Here is a 15,491-nt window from a genome sequence, read left to right on the forward strand (position 1 = left end):
CTTTTCTTCCATTTTTATATCACCTTTAATTATACAATATTTTTAATATGAAAAAAGTAACAGGCCTTGGCGGCGTATTTTTTAAATGCGATAATCCGCAAGCTATGAACGAATGGTACGCCAAAAACCTTGGATTGCCTACCGGCGAATACGGAGTAACATTTGAATGGCGGCAGGATGATGATCCGTCTAAAAAAGGATCCACAGCCTGGTGCACGTTTCCGAAGGATACTAAATATTTTAATCCGTCGGCCAAGCCATTTATGATTAATTACCGGGTAGAAAATCTTGTTGCACTGGTAGATGAACTAAAAAAGGATAACGTGACCATTATTGATGAGATTGCGGAATATGATTATGGCAAATTCATTCATGTGCTCGATCCGGAAGGGAACATTATTGAGCTTTGGGAACCCAAAGACGAGTGAGAATGGCCTGACAGGTTAAACCGGGCCACCCACCAAATATTGCGCTGGAGTTGAAACCCATCGCAATATTCGGTATGATGGAGATAAGCCCTTTAATCGCGCAATACGTTAATGCTTATAAATTAGCCTTCTCTTTCAGCTCATCTTCCTTGTCGTTTTGCTCTTTTTTAAGGCGCCGCTTTTCCTGCCGAATTTCCTTGCGGGTTTTACCTGCAGTATCAATGTTATCTATCTTGAGTTTATATTCCTGTTTAAGGGCATCAATTTGCTCATTAAGTTTTTCCTTAGCGGTTTTCTCTTTTTGCTTTTCTTTATCCCCCTCTGCTTTTCCGGTAGTATCCTTTTTGCCAAAAAGACGCTGCAAAAAGTTTGGCTTCTTTACTGGGTCTTCAAGCACCGGCAATATTTCATAGTCGTCGCTTTGTTTCATCAGGCTGTCGGCAGTAGCAGTATCAACAGGGGCTATGGCGCGGCGCAGGCTTTCTCTTAAACGAACATTATAAAAACCATAGGCATTGGTATCGCGTTGCGTATAGCCTTTGCTGGCCATTAAGCGGCCAATGAGGTTAAAATAACCATGCAACCCCGGTCGCAGCGTGCCGTCGGGCTGAAAAGCGTAAAGACCACCTTTTGGATACGGAACAATACTGGCCAGGTAAATACTTTCGCCCAAGGTAAGTTCCGATGGCGATTTGCCAAAATAATAATGCGAAGCTTCTGATATGCCATAAATTCCGCGACCCCATTCAATAATATTGAGGTAAACCTCCAGCATGCGGTTTTTATTCATGATGCGGTTGTTTTCAATGATCCATACAATCAAGATCTCCTCAATTTTACGGGCAAGGGTTTTTTCACGGCTTAAAAAGGCGTTTTTAACCAGCTGCATAGATATGCCGCTGCCGCCGCGTTTAAACTTTTTGGTTTTAAAGTCGGTAACCAGCGATTTACGAAAAGCTTCCTCTACAAAGCCATGATTGGTGTAGAAAGAAGGATCCTCAGCTGTCATTACAGCGTTTCGTAGGCTCGGCGCAATTTCATTAAGCGGGGTAAACTCCGGGTTATCGGGCCCTATAAGGTGCGGCGACATGGGTTTGCCTTTTTCGTAGGGGGTATGAATAAACGTGCTGTTCAGTTTACTAAGGTCTGTTTTGCCATACTTAATTATCCTGAAATTATCCTTGCTCAGTCTCGAGTCGAACTGCAAATCGTCGATCTTTGAAGCATCCATGTAAAAGTTGAGCGCATAGTTTAGCTTTCCGGCAACTTGTATACCATTGAGCGCGTCAAACATCCCCGACGGGAAAGCCTCAAAAATATCAGTGGCGTTTAGCCATCCGGTGTTTATCTTCAGCTCATATATTTTAACCGGGTTAAGTGTATACTTGATAAATGGCCGGGCAGTAAGTTTTTTAATATGTATAAGTGATGAACTATCAACCGATACATAGTTTTCGCCTACAAACACATTGGCATCAATGGAGGCGTTTGGAAACACAATGTTTTCTGACGATATACCGGGATGGTTAATAAGCAGATTATTAACTGCCCAGGAACCATAAATCTTTGTAAGGCCGCTGCTGTGTTCTACCCTTGTTAAGCGGGTGCTGATGGTATCGAAATTTAATTTAAGCTTGAACTTTTTTTCAATAATGGGCAACTCCACCTTTTTACCATCGGCATAAAGTTTCACATCAATGTCTTTATCTGATGGGTGCATTTTGCCGGCCATGTGCCATGTGGCGTAGCCATTATTTACATCAATGGTTGAGGTTAGGTTGCCGTCTTTGATCAGGGCTGTTTTTGTTAACAGTTTTATCTGGTTGGTATCGTCCTTAAAGCTGATGGAAAAATTACTAAGGGCAAGATTATCGGGGATTTTATAAAGTACTTCATTAACCAGGTGGTTGGCCAGTTCAGACAGGTCGACTTTGGTACGGGTAGCTGTACTATCCTTTTTCTTTTTAAACAGGAAGTCGAAATTCCTTACGCCTTTAACACTGGTGAGGTGTATAAAACCGTCCTGCAATAAAACATCGGCCAGCTTAATATCGCCAACGGCAAGCGGCAATAACTTTACGCTTATTACCAGGTTTTTGATGTTTAGCAGGCTGTCGCGGTTCTCGGGCACTATGCAGATATCAGAAAAAGACACCGTACTTGTACCCGTAAAATGGGCCGAACCTATTTTTACATCTAAATTATAATCCCTTTTGGCTTTTGCTTTAGCTTTGTCAATAGCTTTTTGAAGCAGGGCCTCGCGTTTGGAATAAGCTGTATAGCCGCCTATTAAAAAAATCAGCAATAAGGGTATTAATATAAATGCGGCTATGCGTATGTATTTAGGATTAAGGCGCTTCATGTGTAAATTTTTCCAAAACTAAACTAATTCTTATCCCCTGCAAACGGTTGTTTCTGCAAATTGTTTCTTTAACAAACGCAAATCAACGGCCTGTTTTCATAAATTTGCCATAATATATGATGATAATCACCAAAGAACAAATTTTACAAGCCCTGGGAAATGTAGAAGAGCCCGATCTGAAAAAAGACCTGGTTACGCTCAACATGATACAGGACATACATATTGATGGCAATAATGTGAGCTTTTCGGTTGTGCTGACCACGCCGGCCTGCCCACTGAAAGCGCTGATAGAAAATGCCTGCCGTAATGCCATCAGCCACTTTATAAGTAAAGAGGCTGTGGTGAGCATTAACATGACATCAAGGGTTACTTCGCAAAAAAATACCGGCGTACCCGGCGTTAAAAATATTATAGCCGTGGCATCGGGCAAAGGGGGTGTTGGCAAATCAACCGTGGCGGCAAACCTGGCGCTGGGGCTGGCAAAAGCCGGGGCCAAAGTTGGTTTAATTGATGCGGATATTTATGGCCCGTCGGTGCCCATTATGTTTGGTTTGGAAGGCGCCCGCCCGCAAGCCAGCCAGGTAGATGGCAAAACCCGTATTGAGCCTATCGAAAAATATGATATTAAGCTGTTATCAATAGGTTTTTTTACAGATCCTAACCAGCCTGTGCCGTGGCGCGGACCAATGGTATCAACCGCGGTAAAGCAATTGTTTAATGATGCCGACTGGGGTGAGTTAGATTACCTGGTAATTGACCTGCCGCCTGGAACCGGCGATATACACATTACGGTTACACAAACCTTCCCGGTTACGGGTGCGGTAATAGTAACCACGCCGCAAAACGTGGCCCTGGCCGATGCCAAAAAGGGGATAGGTATGTTCCTGATGCCGGCCATTAATGTGCCTATATTGGGTGTGGTAGAAAACATGTCGTACTTTACCCCAGCCGAGTTGCCCGAAAATAAATATTATATATTCGGAAAGGGCGGGGGGCTAAAACTGGCCGAACAGCTCGATGTACCATTTTTGGGTGAAATTCCGTTAGTAAAAGGTATAAGCGATTCTGGCGACGCGGGCAAACCCACCATACTGGAGGAGGATGGCCCAATGACCAGTGCGTTTTTGGAGATGGCCCGACGTGTTGCACAACAGGTAGCTATTTCAAACGCGAAGGCTATGAGCAGCGTGCCTGTAGCGGAGTAATTAAATAGGATAAAAGAGGGCAGGAGCAAGGATGAAGTTGGAGTAAGGATAAAAGACAAAAAGATAAAGGAGATGAAGTAAATAAAAACAAGCTTTCCCTTTATCCACATCTTTAAGTCTTTTGTCCATAAGTCCATCGTCCATTAAAAATATTGTAAATAATTAAGTAACTTTACTTTTATTATAAAATAGTTAAAATGAGTTTATTAAGTCAGGTAGAAGCAGCCTTAGATACTATCCGTCCGTATTTGGAGGCTGATGGCGGGAATGTTTCGATTGAGGAGATCACCCCTGAAGGTGTAGTTAAATTAAAGCTATTGGGATCATGCGGATCATGCCCCATGAGCATCATGACGCTTAAAGCAGGCATTGAGCAGGCTATTAAGAAAGCAGTTCCGGAAATTACCGGTATTGAAGCTATAAACCTAACGGATATTGACGACCCCAACGCAGTACTTCCCGAAAATTTAAGATAGTAGTGTTAAGTATTGTTAAAAACGGGTAAATTTTACCGTATTAACTTACTTTTGATTAAAATTTTGAAACTTTTTCCGGCCGTAAAAGGTAGTATCAGGGAAGAGCGATGGATATATGAAATATTTAGTTGTCATATTTTTTTTATTTGCTACAGTTTCCACCTTTGCACAAAGCCATGATGATAGGCCCGTTGTGCAGTTTACCGGTGTTGTACATAATGCCGACAGCAGCAGTGTTATTGTACCCTATGTAAGTATTACCAATACCTCGGCACGCAATTCCGTTAGCTTATCAAATTATAAAGGTTACTTCTCGTTTGTAGCGCATGAGCAGGATACCCTGCGTTTTACCTGTGTAGGCTATGGCCCGGTAACGGTAGTTATACCAGCAAATGTGCCAAATAAAAGCTATACGATGCAGGTATCGCTTAAGCCGCAGATCATTAACCTGCCAACTTTCCATGTATTTCCGTGGGCCACTACAGATGAATTTAAGAAAGATTTCCTATCCATAAAGCTTGCAGATGATGATCTGGAAATAGCGCGTAAAAACATAAACCGTACAACACTGGTGGCATTGTCAAACGTATTGCCAAGAGATGCCCAAGAAATACAGTCGGCAAGTGCGCAGTCAATGCATACCAGTATTTTAAATTCGCATTCCCTTACACCAAATCCATTGCTTAATCCGCTGGCCTGGGGTGGTTTAATAAAACAAATAACCGATAGCGATAATAAGAGCAGTAATTAGTTCTGGGTTTTCAGTATTGAGTTCTGAGTTCCTCTTAGTTGTGGTTATTAATCTATTTATTTCTTCTCTTACTCAAAACTCATCACTCACTGCTTAAAACAAAAAAACTACCGTCCTTTTTTTGCGGCGGGGAATTTCATTTTGTAATCTACGTCAACCATCCCTTTTGATATATCATTCAGCTTTTTCTCAATAAGGCGCCTGCGCAGCGGGCTCAGTTTGTCGGTGAACAGCTTACCTTCAATATGATCATACTCGTGCTGAATTACACGGGCGGCTAAACCCTTAAAGCTTTCTTCATGATGTTTCCAGTTCTCATCATAATATGACAGCTTTACAACTGGTTTGCGGTACACATCTTCCCTGATATCAGGAATGCTCAAACAGCCCTCATTAAAGCCCCATTCTTCGCCGGTTTCCTCTAAAATGGTAGCGTTTATAAATACTTTTTTAAAATCTTTCAGGTCGGGTTCTTCATCGCTGAACACAGATGCATCAACCACAAACAAGCGCATTGACATACCTACCTGCGGGGCGGCCAAACCTACGCCGCGGGCGGCATACATGGTTTCAAACATGTTTTCAACCAGCTCTTTAATATGCGGGTATTCATCAGGCTCAATTGCCGTTGCTTTTTTTCTCAGAACAGGATCTCCGTAGGCGATGATAGGATATTTCATTATGCAAAAATACAGGTTTATTATTATTTAGGTTCAAATTTCAATGTAATTAACTTGTCGATATCGAAAACGTCATTGCTTATTTCCAGAATTTGCTCTGCAGTTACCGCATTTATTTTATTAAATACATCTTCCAGCGTATCAATGTGGTTAAAATCAAGCAAACTTTTGGCCATAGAAATGATCAGGCCGATTCTGTTTTCTTCGGCCAGTGCAATTTGGCCGATAAATTTTTCTTTTGCCTGGTGAAGCTGCAAAGTGCCCAATTTTTGGTCGCGTAGCTTTTTTAGTTCCTTATGTACCAGCCGTGAAGCCTTGTCGGCCTTTTCGGCATCGGTTCCGAAATAGATTGAAAAAATACCCGTATCTGAAAGTGGGGTATAGTTTGATTCGATGGTGTATGCAATACCATACCTTTCGCGGATCTCGAGGTTGAGCCTGCTGCTCATGCCCATGCCGCCCAGCAAATTGTTCAGCAGCAGCAGCGGGGTTTTGTATTTGTGCGATGAAGAATAAGCCTGGTTGCCCATTACACAGTGTGTTTGCGATATTGGCTTTTTAATAATATGTATACCGCTTTGGTTAGCCTGCGGGACTATCCGGTTTTTTTGAGGCTGGTTTATCGCAATCGCACCAAAATATTTTTCAGACAGCCTGATGAGCTTTTTAAAATCATAATTACCATGCAGCGCGAATATCATTTCGGCGGTATTATAATTGTCTTTAATAAAAGCCCTGACATCATCGCCATTCATTTTGGTAACCGATTCGGTAGTACCCAATATGTTTTTACCTATAGGATGATCTGCAAAAAGCAGTTCCTCAAAATCATCCTGTATAGCTTCTTCGGGCTGATCAAGGTAGGAGGCAATCTCATCCAGTATAACCCCTTTTTCTTTTTCCTGCTCCTCTTCAGGGAAGGTAGAATGAAAAAGGATATCTTCAAACAGGTCCATGGAACGCTCCAGGTGCTGGTTAAGCAGCGAAGCGTGTATGCAGGTATACTCCTTGGTGGTATAGGCATTTAAATCGGCGCCAACCAACTCCAGCCGGTTTAAAATTTGGCTGGTATTGCGCCTTTCGGTTTCTTTAAATAACAGGTGTTCAATAAAATGCGCGAGGCCTTCCTGCTGCGGTTTTTCATCGCGTGAGCCTGCATTTACAATAAAGCAGCAATGGGTTATGGCAGATGGCGCATGTTTATACAATATCCTGATGCCATTGGGTAAGGTGTAAGCCTGGTAGTCGATCATGAGCAGCAAAGATAACGTTATATACGTTACAATTATTTTCACACTATTGTAAGTGATTTGTGCTATTTTAGGCAAAAAAAAACAAAATGAATATGCAAGTCACCTGATAAGCATTATTTCAATACCCCCATATATTAAAATAACCCCCCACATCCATCTATGAAAATTAAAATTGCAGACCTTGAGTTTGAGACCCTCATTAATGAAAATAATATACTGGAACGTGCCAAAGCTATTGGCCAGCAGCTAAATGCCGATTACCAGGATAGCGTGCCCGTATTTATCGGCGTATTGAATGGTAGCTTTTTATTTATTGCCGACCTGATTAAGCAGATTGATATTAACTGCGAAATTGCCTTTACCAAGCTGGCTTCGTACTATGGCGGCACTACCAGCAAATTAAAAATCCGGGAGGATATTGATTTAGCTATGGATATCAAAGACCGGGATGTTGTAATTATTGAGGATATTGTTGATACCGGCAATACCCTTAATTATCTGATTGATAAGCTGAGACTTCGTATGCCTGCATCTATTAATGTATGTTCGCTGCTGCTTAAACCCGCCGCCCTTCAAAACCCAATTGAAGAGCTTAAGTATATAGGGTTTGAAATTGAGAATGATTTTGTAGTGGGCTACGGCCTCGATTACCAGGAAATGGGCCGAAATCTGAGAGATATTTATAAGAAGGTAAATTGATATTTCGGAATTGAAATGTTCGATTTCGGATTCGAACCTTTATGAAGTCATCCCGAATTTATTTCGGGATATCATATGTTGAGCACCTCACATGCATATTTTATCTTACATGTGTGGTGCTTGAGCAAGTTCAGTGCGACATTTTATCTTGGATTACCCCGCTTTTTTGTGCCCCTAAAGTCATTGAAGAAGAATTTACTTTAGTACTCATTTCATAAAATCTTATTGAAGAAGTATATTTAAAAATGATCAAAAGGATACTGATTATAAATGTAATAGTATGTCTTGCTTTTGGGCTGAAAGCCCAGATTTCCTTGTTTAAGTCAAACGCCACCGATCAGGAAAAATTGAATCTTTTGTTTATCAAAATATACATGATAGGTACGATCAAGCGATAGCTTATACTCAGTCGGTCTATTGGAATAGCAATATAAAAGACTATTCCATGCTTGTTTTTAAAGATGGAGTTTGGTATAAAGGATATTTATATTCAAAAAGATTAAAGAGCAATGTGTGGTCAAAACCCAAAATCAAATTAAGAAGAGTAGAAAACAGTAAAGTGCTGAAAATAGTTGATTATTTAAACTCAGCTAATTTATGGAGTATGAACCGTGATTCTTTAAATATTCATGAACGACGAAATAAAGATGGATCGATAGAAAAACTTTCCGTTTATGACCTCGACAACGATCGATTTGAGATCTTCGACAAAAATAGGTTTGTTATAATTGAGTCATATGCACCGGAATATTTTTTAGAGGAGCTTCCCGAGAATAAAATTCTCGAACACTTTATAAAAGTAAGGGATTGGTTTACAGTGAATTATGAAGCGCTTTAATCTACCCCAACCATTCCCGCAATTTCACTCAAAAACAAAACGGCTTGATCAATGCTGTTAACGCCCTCAATACTCAGGCGCAGGGTATTTTTAACTTCTTTAAGATTGGTGCGGCGCATGTTGCTTTGCACAAACGTAAGCACATTTCGGAAAGCATCTGATTCGAAATAGGTAGATTGCTGATTGCTGATAAAATAACCGCGCAGCACATTCTTTTTAAGTGAAATTTTCTCGAAACCGATAACCTTACCCAGCCATTGCAGGCGCATGGTATTCAACAAGTCATTTACCTGCGGGGGTATTTTACCGAAACGGTCATGTAGCTGTTGCTGAAATGCCGATAATTCCACCTCGTTCTCCAGTTTAGAAAGCTCGGTGTACAGGTTATATCGTTCGGTAATATTGGTTACATACTCATCCGGTATCAATATCTCCAGGTCGGTATCAATTTGAGTAAAGGAAATGAAAGGCCGTGGTTTATCATCGGGGAATACACCTTTAAACTCATCCTCCTTCAGCTCCTGTATGGCCTCATCAAGAATTTTGTGGTACATATCGAAACCTATCTCGGCAATAAAACCGCTTTGTTCGGCACCCAGCAAGTTGCCACTGCCGCGAATGTCCAGATCGCGCATGGCCACATTAAAGCCACTTCCCAGGTCGCTGAACTCCTCAATAGCGCTCAGACGTTTGCGGGCCTCGCTGGTTAGTGTTGATAAAGGCGGACTCAGTAAGTAGCAATACGCCTTTTTATTACTCCGCCCCACACGACCGCGCATCTGGTGCAGATCGCTCAGGCCAAACATGTGAGCGTAGTTAATGATAATGGTGTTGGCATTGGGGATATCCAAACCGGCTTCAATAATGGTTGTGGCCACCAGCACATCGTAATCGTTATTTACAAATTTGAGCATTACATCCTCCAGGTCGTCGCCCTCCAGCTGACCGTGAGCAATGCCTATGCGTGCTTTAGGCACCAGTTTGCGGATAAGGCCACCCAATTGTGGCAGATCGGCAACACGGTTATGGATAAAGAATACCTGGCCCCCACGATCTATCTCAAATTCAACCGCGTCTTTAATAAGCGTATCGTTAAATACATGCAGTTCGGTAACTACTGGCTGCCTGTTGGGTGGTGGGGTTGATATGATGGAAAGATCACGTGCGCCCATGAGCGAAAAATGCAGTGTACGCGGAATAGGTGTAGCGGTAAGCGTAAGCGTATCCACATTGGCGCGCATTTGTTTCAGCTTTTCTTTGGTTGATACGCCGAATTTTTGCTCTTCGTCAATGATCATCAGCCCCAGGTCTTTAAACTTCACGTCTTTGCTTACCAGGCGATGGGTGCCTATAATGATATCTACTTTGCCTTCTTTTAGTTTCTCCAGGGTTTCCTTGATTTGCCGGCTTGATTTAAAGCGGTTCACGTAATCAATATTGGCGGGGAAGCCTTTGAGCCTGTCGGTAAATGTTTTGTAATGCTGGGCAGCTAAAATGGTGGTTGGCACCAGTATGGCAACCTGTTTGCTGTCGGCAACGGCTTTAAACGCCGCGCGAACGGCAACTTCGGTTTTACCAAAGCCGACGTCACCGCAAATGAGCCTGTCCATAGGGTGCGGCGATTCCATGTCCTTCTTAAAGTCGGCGGTGGCTTTTTCTTGGTCAGGAGTATCCTCGTACAGAAACGATGCTTCCAGTTCGGTTTGCAGGTAACTATCTGGCGAAAAGGCATTGCCATGCTGAGCCTTACGCAGGGCATAAAGCTTTATCAGGTCGCGGGCTATGTCTTTAACTTTTTTTTTTGTTGTTTTCTTGAGGCGTTCCCAGGTATCGGTACCCAGCTTGTTCATTTTGGGCACGGTGCCCTCTTTGCCGCTGTATTTGGAAATACGGTTAAGCGAGTTAATGTTTACATAAAGCAGATCGTTATCGGCATAAACCAAACGGATCATTTCCTGCTGCTTGCCGTTAACCTCCACTTTCTCTAATCCGGCGTATTTGCCTATGCCGTGGTCAATATGGGTTACATAATCACCGGTTTTCAGGTCGCGCAGTTCTTTCAGGGTGATGGCCTGTGAGCGCTGATAGCCTTTTTTAAGCTTATATTTATAATAACGGTCAAATATCTGGTGATCGGTATAGCAGGCCAGCTTTTGCTCATGGTCCACAAAACCTTCACGTATAGATACGCTGATGGGAGTAAATTTTACACTTTTATCCAGATCGTCCAAAATGGCGTATAAGCGCTCCACCTGCCGGGATGAATCAGTAAGGATAAAGTTCTCTATTTGTACCTCCTCATTATTTTTAAAGTTGTGGATAAGCAGCGTAAAATCTTTGTTAAAAGACGGCTGCGGCCGCATATCAAAATTGATGGAAGCCGTGGGCTGATAAAAGAACTGCTTGCCAAACTCAACCACAGGGAAATCATGCAGCTGATCGGCTATAAGTTTTTCATCGGTGAAGCCAAATTTAGGGTCAATCCATTCGGGATTTTGCGCCTTTTCTTCGGCAGATAAAGCTTTCCAAAGGGTAACCGCTTTTTTATAACCTGTTTGAATAATATCAAGCGTAAACTGTACATCCTTTATCCATACCTGTGTACCTACATCAACATATTCCAGTAGCGAAATATTGCTTTCGGTTAAATATTTTGATTGTACGTTGGGTACAATGGTGATGCTTTTTACCTGCTCAACGGAAAGCTGGCTTTCAATTTCAAACGTGCGGATAGATTCAATAAAATCGCCGAAGAACTCTATGCGATAGGGCAGGTTGTGCGAGAAGGAAAAGATATCAACAATACCGCCGCGAACAGAGAACTGACCTGGTTCATATACAAAATCAACGCGGTCAAAATCGTATTCAATTAAAAACTCATTAATAAAATCGATGCTTAATTTACTTCCAACAGCAATTTCGAGCGTGTTTTTTTCAAGCGATGCACGATCTATCACTTTTTCGGCCAGGGCCTCGGGATAAGTTACTATCAGCTGCCCAAATTCGGTGGAGTGGTTAAGTTCGTTCAGCACCTCAGCACGGGCCAGTACATTACTGCTGTCGGGCTGGGTAAATTCAAACGGTTTACGGTACGACGATGGAAAAAGCAGCACCTCCTTGCCTGTCAGATTTTCCAGATCGGCCTGAAAATAACCGGCTTCCTCGCGCTCGGGCAGCACAAATATCATGTGCTTATGCTGTAAAAAATACAAAGCTACCGCCATGGCCGAATCACTTGATCCGACTAAACCACGAAGCTGTACTCTTGGATTTTTAGAAGCGTTAAGGGCCGCAGCCAGCGCCTTGATCCTGTCATCAGCTTTATATCTGTCTAAAATATCACGGATGTTCAAACTGCCGCAAATGTACAAAAAAAGCGTCTTTTAAAATAACATGGTTAAATTGTGCATAATTATGCAAACAATATGCGTATAATATTACTTTTTAATGGTAAATTGAATAAGCTTATCACCTAAGCCAACCTATTACTTAAACCAAAATTTATAACCATGAAGAATGCAATTGTATGGGGTATTATTATTGGCGTATTAAGTGGTCTGTGGATGTTTACCATGCACCAGTTAGGTATTACGCCGAGTACAGACAAAGTAGCCACAGCTGAATATTTTTCGTTTCTGATACCGGCCATAGGGCTGTTTTTTGGTATCAGAAGTTACCGTGCCCATGATTGCAAAGGCCAGATGGGCTTTTTGGAGGCACTGGTGCAAAGCTTTAAAATATTAATAGTAGGAGGTATTATTGCTGTTTTTGGCGCGATACTTTATATTAGCTATATAGCTGAAGGAAATAACATCAGAGATTTTTCGGGCAGGATATTCGGGGCTTTGCTGGTAGGCGTACTGCTGGCCTTCGGTGTATCGCTGCTGTTTCACAATAAATCAAACAAGGTTGATTAAAAGGCTCTTTTCAAAATATTTTGAACTTGCTTTCTGGATAACCGCGATGCTTTGCCTGGCTTTTACAAGCCCAACGGCAACACCGCATTTTACGCTATGCCCATTAAAACTTATGGGCATAACCTGGTGCCCGGGCTGTGGGCTTGGGCACGCCATTATTTATTTGTTTCATGGCGATATTCGAAATTCGTTCCATGCGCACTGGCTGGGCATCCCTGCAGTGCTTATTGTTTTTCACCGCATTTATGTATTGGGGAAAGACCGTTTGGGATACGGACAGCGGTTTGAAAACACCGGTAAGCACGTCTCGTAAAATAAATACACTTCATCATGTTGTCATGCTGAACGCAGTGAAGCATCTGCTTTACGACATGCACAGTTCACGAATAGATCCTTCGTACCTCAGGATGACAAGATGTATTTGATAATAAACAACCACCTAATCCCATAAATCACAGGTCAGGCAAAATCATTTTCACCGTTAAAACTCGCCCGCTTACCGACTTGTTTTTGCCGCTAACCAATTTTGCCTGTGCCGGTTTTGCCTGGTGCTTTACCTTTATATCATAAAACAAACGATAACCTTAAACGCTACTAAAATGAACACTTACCAAAATCCATATATGATGTTTGACGGGATGACACCCGAAGAATTTTCTTTTTTGCAACAGGCCACCGCTTCATTAACTGAAAGCCAACAGGCCTACTTTTTAAATATTTATGGTAGCAAAAGAAAAAACCCACAGGATATTATGCTGGCTACCTTGATAGGTTTCCTGGGCGTATCGGGCGTACAGCGCTTCATGACCGACCAGATTGGCATGGGCCTGCTTTATTTTTTCACAGCTGGTTTTTGTTTTATCGGTACTATTATCGACCTGATAAACTATAAAGACATCGCTACCGAGTACAATAAAAAAATGGCTTTTGAAAGCTTTAACATTGCTAAAATGAGCAACTAAATTTCCCTTCGGGGAATATAGTTTCACTATATATCCAAAAAATCCACCTTCTGTTACGGGGTGGATTTTTTATGATATTCACTTTGGCCATCCATAAATATGTCATTGCGAGGAACGAAGCAATCTCATCATACTGGCACCATCACCGAGGTCCGTTACCTGTCCTCTGAGATTGCCACGCTGCGCTCGAATGACATGGTATTATGTTGGTTTGATAAAATTCTATTTCCCTATTGATTTGTCCCTTACCGCTTTAAATTCCGAGCCGGTTTTCCAGCCAGGGAAGGTGGTTTCGTTACTAAGTTTTGTGCCTACACGGTAAAGTATGTCGGCTATCTGGGCCATGCCCGTGGCATCCATGCTGTCGCTATAATTATCGGCTGCCTGGTGATAACGGTTATCGCCATATTCTTTTTGCTGGGCTTCACCGTATTTATCGTCATGGATTTTGCTTACGCTGCCATTATTAATATCAAGCGCCGGCACACCCTGCTTGGCAAAGTTAAAATGATCTGAGCGGTAATAGCTACCCGATCCGGGGTGGCGGTCGCCTACGGTAGTAAGCCCGTCTTGTTTGGCTATATCGGCAACATAATCTTCCAGATCATTCTGGCCTTTGCCAGTAATGGCAATATCTTTTGTTTCGCCATAATCACCCAACGCGTCCATATTCAGGTCGGCAATGGTTTTGTTCAGCGGATAAATAGGGTGTGTGGCATAATACTCCGATCCTAACAAGCCTTGTTCCTCCGCGGTTACGGCCAAAAATACTACAGAACGCTTAGGTTTTTCTTTAGCCTGCTGAAATGCTTTAGCTACGCTGATGATGGCCGCAACGCCGCTGGCATTATCAACCGCACCGTTGTAAATGCTGTCGCCTTTGGCATCAGGCTTGCCTATACCCAAATGGTCCCAGTGCGCGGTGTACAAAATGTATTCACCAGGCTGTGAACTACCCTTTAAAGTGCCAATTACGTTGTGCGAGGTAGAGTATTTGAGCTTGTTGGTTAAGGTTAAAGAAACATCCATATTCAGCGAAATGGCTTTGAAATCTTTTTTGCGGGCAATAGCGCGGATATCGCCGGTAATACCTGCTCCTGCCAGTAGTTTTTGAGCTGCAGATTCTGTCATCCAGCCCTCTACCTTACAGCGCGACAGGTGTTTGTCTTTTTGTGTGAGGTACAGCTTAGCTCCCGAAAAGCTGTTGGTCACCACCTTCCAGTCATAGCTGGCGGGTTCGGTTTGGTGTACAATGATCACTCCCGCAGCACCCTGGCGCGCGGCCTCCTCGTATTTATAGGTCCAGCGGCCATAATAGGTCATGGTATCGCCCTTGAAAAAAGTAGGGTCGCCATTTTTAAAGCCTGGATCGTTCACCAATACAATTACGGTTTTGCCTTTTACATCAAGTCCGGCATAATCGTTCCAATGATATTCGGGAGCTACAACACCATAACCCGCGAAAATAAGCGGCGATTTTTTGAGTTCTACGGAAGGCAGTTCTTGACGTGTGGAGGCCACAAAATCTGTCATGGCATGCAGGTTCAGGGGAGCCTTGCCACCGCTAACCTCCATCGTTTCGGATGATGTGCTGGTAACCTCCACCATAGGCACATCCTGAAAATAGCTGCCGTTATTGCCCGGTTCCAGGCCGGCCTTTTTAAATTCAGACGCAATGTAAGCGGTGGCTTTTGTTTCACCAGCGGTAAAAGGCTTGCGGCCCATCATCGAGTCGTTGGCCAACACCGCGATATGCGATTTGATCTCATCGACAGAGATGGCTTTTTCGGCTCCGGTGCTTTCTTTTTTATCTTGACTGCACCCGGCTAATAAGGCAATGCCTGCGAATGCCAATAAGTAGTTGTATTTGTTATTCATAAATATGATGCTTTATACCAAATGTACTTAAAGGGAAGGGGT

Annotated in this window: 14 protein-coding genes; 9 read left to right on the top strand and 5 right to left on the bottom strand. The window is 42.7% G+C overall.

What is annotated here, in order from left to right:
- The first annotated feature begins 47 nt into the window (after positions 1-47).
- Positions 48-428 (top strand): VOC family protein, encoded by a 381-nt coding sequence (locus SNE25_RS02435; protein WP_321563502.1) that lies wholly within the window; start codon positions 48-50, stop codon positions 426-428.
- A 115-nt stretch (positions 429-543) separates the two neighbouring features.
- On the opposite strand, the gene SNE25_RS02440 is transcribed toward SNE25_RS02435, so the two are convergent.
- Positions 544-2,790: a transglycosylase domain-containing protein gene (locus tag SNE25_RS02440; protein ID WP_321563503.1), complete on the bottom strand. Its 2,247-nt coding sequence runs from the start codon at positions 2,788-2,790 to the stop codon at positions 544-546.
- Positions 2,791-2,909: 119 nt separating this feature from the next.
- Between SNE25_RS02440 and SNE25_RS02445 the strand changes: the two genes are divergently transcribed.
- From SNE25_RS02445 to SNE25_RS02455, 3 genes are all read left to right on the top strand, one after another.
- Entirely contained in the window at positions 2,910-3,995 is a 1,086-nt protein-coding gene (locus SNE25_RS02445; protein ID WP_321566196.1) for an Mrp/NBP35 family ATP-binding protein, read from the top strand.
- 197 nt (positions 3,996-4,192) lie between these two features.
- Positions 4,193-4,471 carry a NifU family protein gene (locus SNE25_RS02450; protein WP_321563504.1) on the top strand — a complete coding sequence of 93 codons (279 nt, stop codon included), beginning with the start codon at positions 4,193-4,195 and terminating at the stop codon, positions 4,469-4,471.
- Positions 4,472-4,586: 115 nt separating this feature from the next.
- Complete coding sequence (locus tag SNE25_RS02455; protein WP_321563505.1) at positions 4,587-5,222, top strand: hypothetical protein; 636 nt, start codon at positions 4,587-4,589, stop codon at positions 5,220-5,222.
- Positions 5,223-5,329: 107 nt separating this feature from the next.
- Here SNE25_RS02455 and def read toward each other — a convergent pair whose 3' ends face one another.
- On the bottom strand, positions 5,330-5,902 hold the full coding sequence (gene def / locus SNE25_RS02460) for a peptide deformylase (protein WP_321563506.1): 573 nt from the start codon (positions 5,900-5,902) through the stop codon (positions 5,330-5,332).
- A gap of 23 nt (positions 5,903-5,925) precedes the next feature.
- Positions 5,926-7,152, bottom strand: coding sequence for a M16 family metallopeptidase (locus tag SNE25_RS02465; RefSeq protein WP_321566197.1), 1,227 nt, complete (start codon positions 7,150-7,152; stop codon positions 5,926-5,928).
- Positions 7,153-7,314: 162 nt separating this feature from the next.
- On the opposite strand from SNE25_RS02465, the gene hpt reads away from it, so the two are divergent.
- A complete protein-coding gene (hpt, locus tag SNE25_RS02470) occupies positions 7,315-7,854 on the top strand; it encodes a hypoxanthine phosphoribosyltransferase (RefSeq protein ID WP_321563507.1) in 540 nt (179 codons plus the stop codon).
- Between the two features lie 445 nt (positions 7,855-8,299).
- Positions 8,300-8,692, top strand: coding sequence for a hypothetical protein (locus tag SNE25_RS02475; protein WP_321563508.1), 393 nt, complete (start codon positions 8,300-8,302; stop codon positions 8,690-8,692).
- Here SNE25_RS02475 and mfd read toward each other — a convergent pair.
- Positions 8,689-12,045: a transcription-repair coupling factor gene (gene mfd, locus SNE25_RS02480; RefSeq protein WP_321563509.1), complete on the bottom strand. Its 3,357-nt coding sequence runs from the start codon at positions 12,043-12,045 to the stop codon at positions 8,689-8,691. The two genes, SNE25_RS02475 and mfd, sit on opposite strands and share 4 nt — an antisense overlap.
- Positions 12,046-12,201: 156 nt before the next feature.
- Between mfd and SNE25_RS02485 the strand changes: the two genes are divergently transcribed.
- The 3 genes from SNE25_RS02485 (at position 12,202) to SNE25_RS02495 (ending at position 13,571) form a co-directional block, all read left to right on the top strand.
- Positions 12,202-12,609: a DUF4199 domain-containing protein gene (locus SNE25_RS02485; protein ID WP_321563510.1), complete on the top strand. Its 408-nt coding sequence runs from the start codon at positions 12,202-12,204 to the stop codon at positions 12,607-12,609.
- Positions 12,602-12,922, top strand: a complete 321-nt coding sequence (locus tag SNE25_RS02490; RefSeq protein ID WP_321563511.1) for a DUF2752 domain-containing protein — start codon at positions 12,602-12,604, stop codon at positions 12,920-12,922. Before SNE25_RS02485 ends, SNE25_RS02490 begins: the two co-directional genes overlap by 8 nt.
- 286 nt (positions 12,923-13,208) lie before the next feature.
- Positions 13,209-13,571, top strand: a complete 363-nt coding sequence (locus tag SNE25_RS02495; RefSeq protein ID WP_321563512.1) for a TM2 domain-containing protein — start codon at positions 13,209-13,211, stop codon at positions 13,569-13,571.
- Between the two features lie 222 nt (positions 13,572-13,793).
- Here SNE25_RS02495 and SNE25_RS02500 read toward each other — a convergent pair whose 3' ends face one another.
- Positions 13,794-15,449: a M28 family metallopeptidase gene (locus SNE25_RS02500; RefSeq protein WP_321563513.1), complete on the bottom strand. Its 1,656-nt coding sequence runs from the start codon at positions 15,447-15,449 to the stop codon at positions 13,794-13,796.
- Positions 15,450-15,491 lie beyond the last annotated feature (42 nt).

It is taken from the genome of Mucilaginibacter sabulilitoris (assembly GCF_034262375.1).
Taxonomy (GTDB): Bacteria; Bacteroidota; Bacteroidia; order Sphingobacteriales; family Sphingobacteriaceae; genus Mucilaginibacter; species Mucilaginibacter sabulilitoris.

Coding starts and splice junctions, on each gene's coding strand:
- SNE25_RS02435 (WP_321563502.1), top strand. CDS start 48: ATGAAAAAAGTAACAGGCCTTGGCGGCGTATTTTTTAAATGCGATAAT.
- SNE25_RS02440 (WP_321563503.1), bottom strand. CDS start 2,790: ATGAAGCGCCTTAATCCTAAATACATACGCATAGCCGCATTTATATTA.
- SNE25_RS02445 (WP_321566196.1), top strand. CDS start 2,910: ATGATAATCACCAAAGAACAAATTTTACAAGCCCTGGGAAATGTAGAA.
- SNE25_RS02450 (WP_321563504.1), top strand. CDS start 4,193: ATGAGTTTATTAAGTCAGGTAGAAGCAGCCTTAGATACTATCCGTCCG.
- SNE25_RS02455 (WP_321563505.1), top strand. CDS start 4,587: ATGAAATATTTAGTTGTCATATTTTTTTTATTTGCTACAGTTTCCACC.
- def (WP_321563506.1), bottom strand. CDS start 5,902: ATGAAATATCCTATCATCGCCTACGGAGATCCTGTTCTGAGAAAAAAA.
- hpt (WP_321563507.1), top strand. CDS start 7,315: ATGAAAATTAAAATTGCAGACCTTGAGTTTGAGACCCTCATTAATGAA.
- SNE25_RS02475 (WP_321563508.1), top strand. CDS start 8,300: ATGCTTGTTTTTAAAGATGGAGTTTGGTATAAAGGATATTTATATTCA.
- SNE25_RS02485 (WP_321563510.1), top strand. CDS start 12,202: ATGAAGAATGCAATTGTATGGGGTATTATTATTGGCGTATTAAGTGGT.
- SNE25_RS02495 (WP_321563512.1), top strand. CDS start 13,209: ATGAACACTTACCAAAATCCATATATGATGTTTGACGGGATGACACCC.
- SNE25_RS02500 (WP_321563513.1), bottom strand. CDS start 15,449: ATGAATAACAAATACAACTACTTATTGGCATTCGCAGGCATTGCCTTA.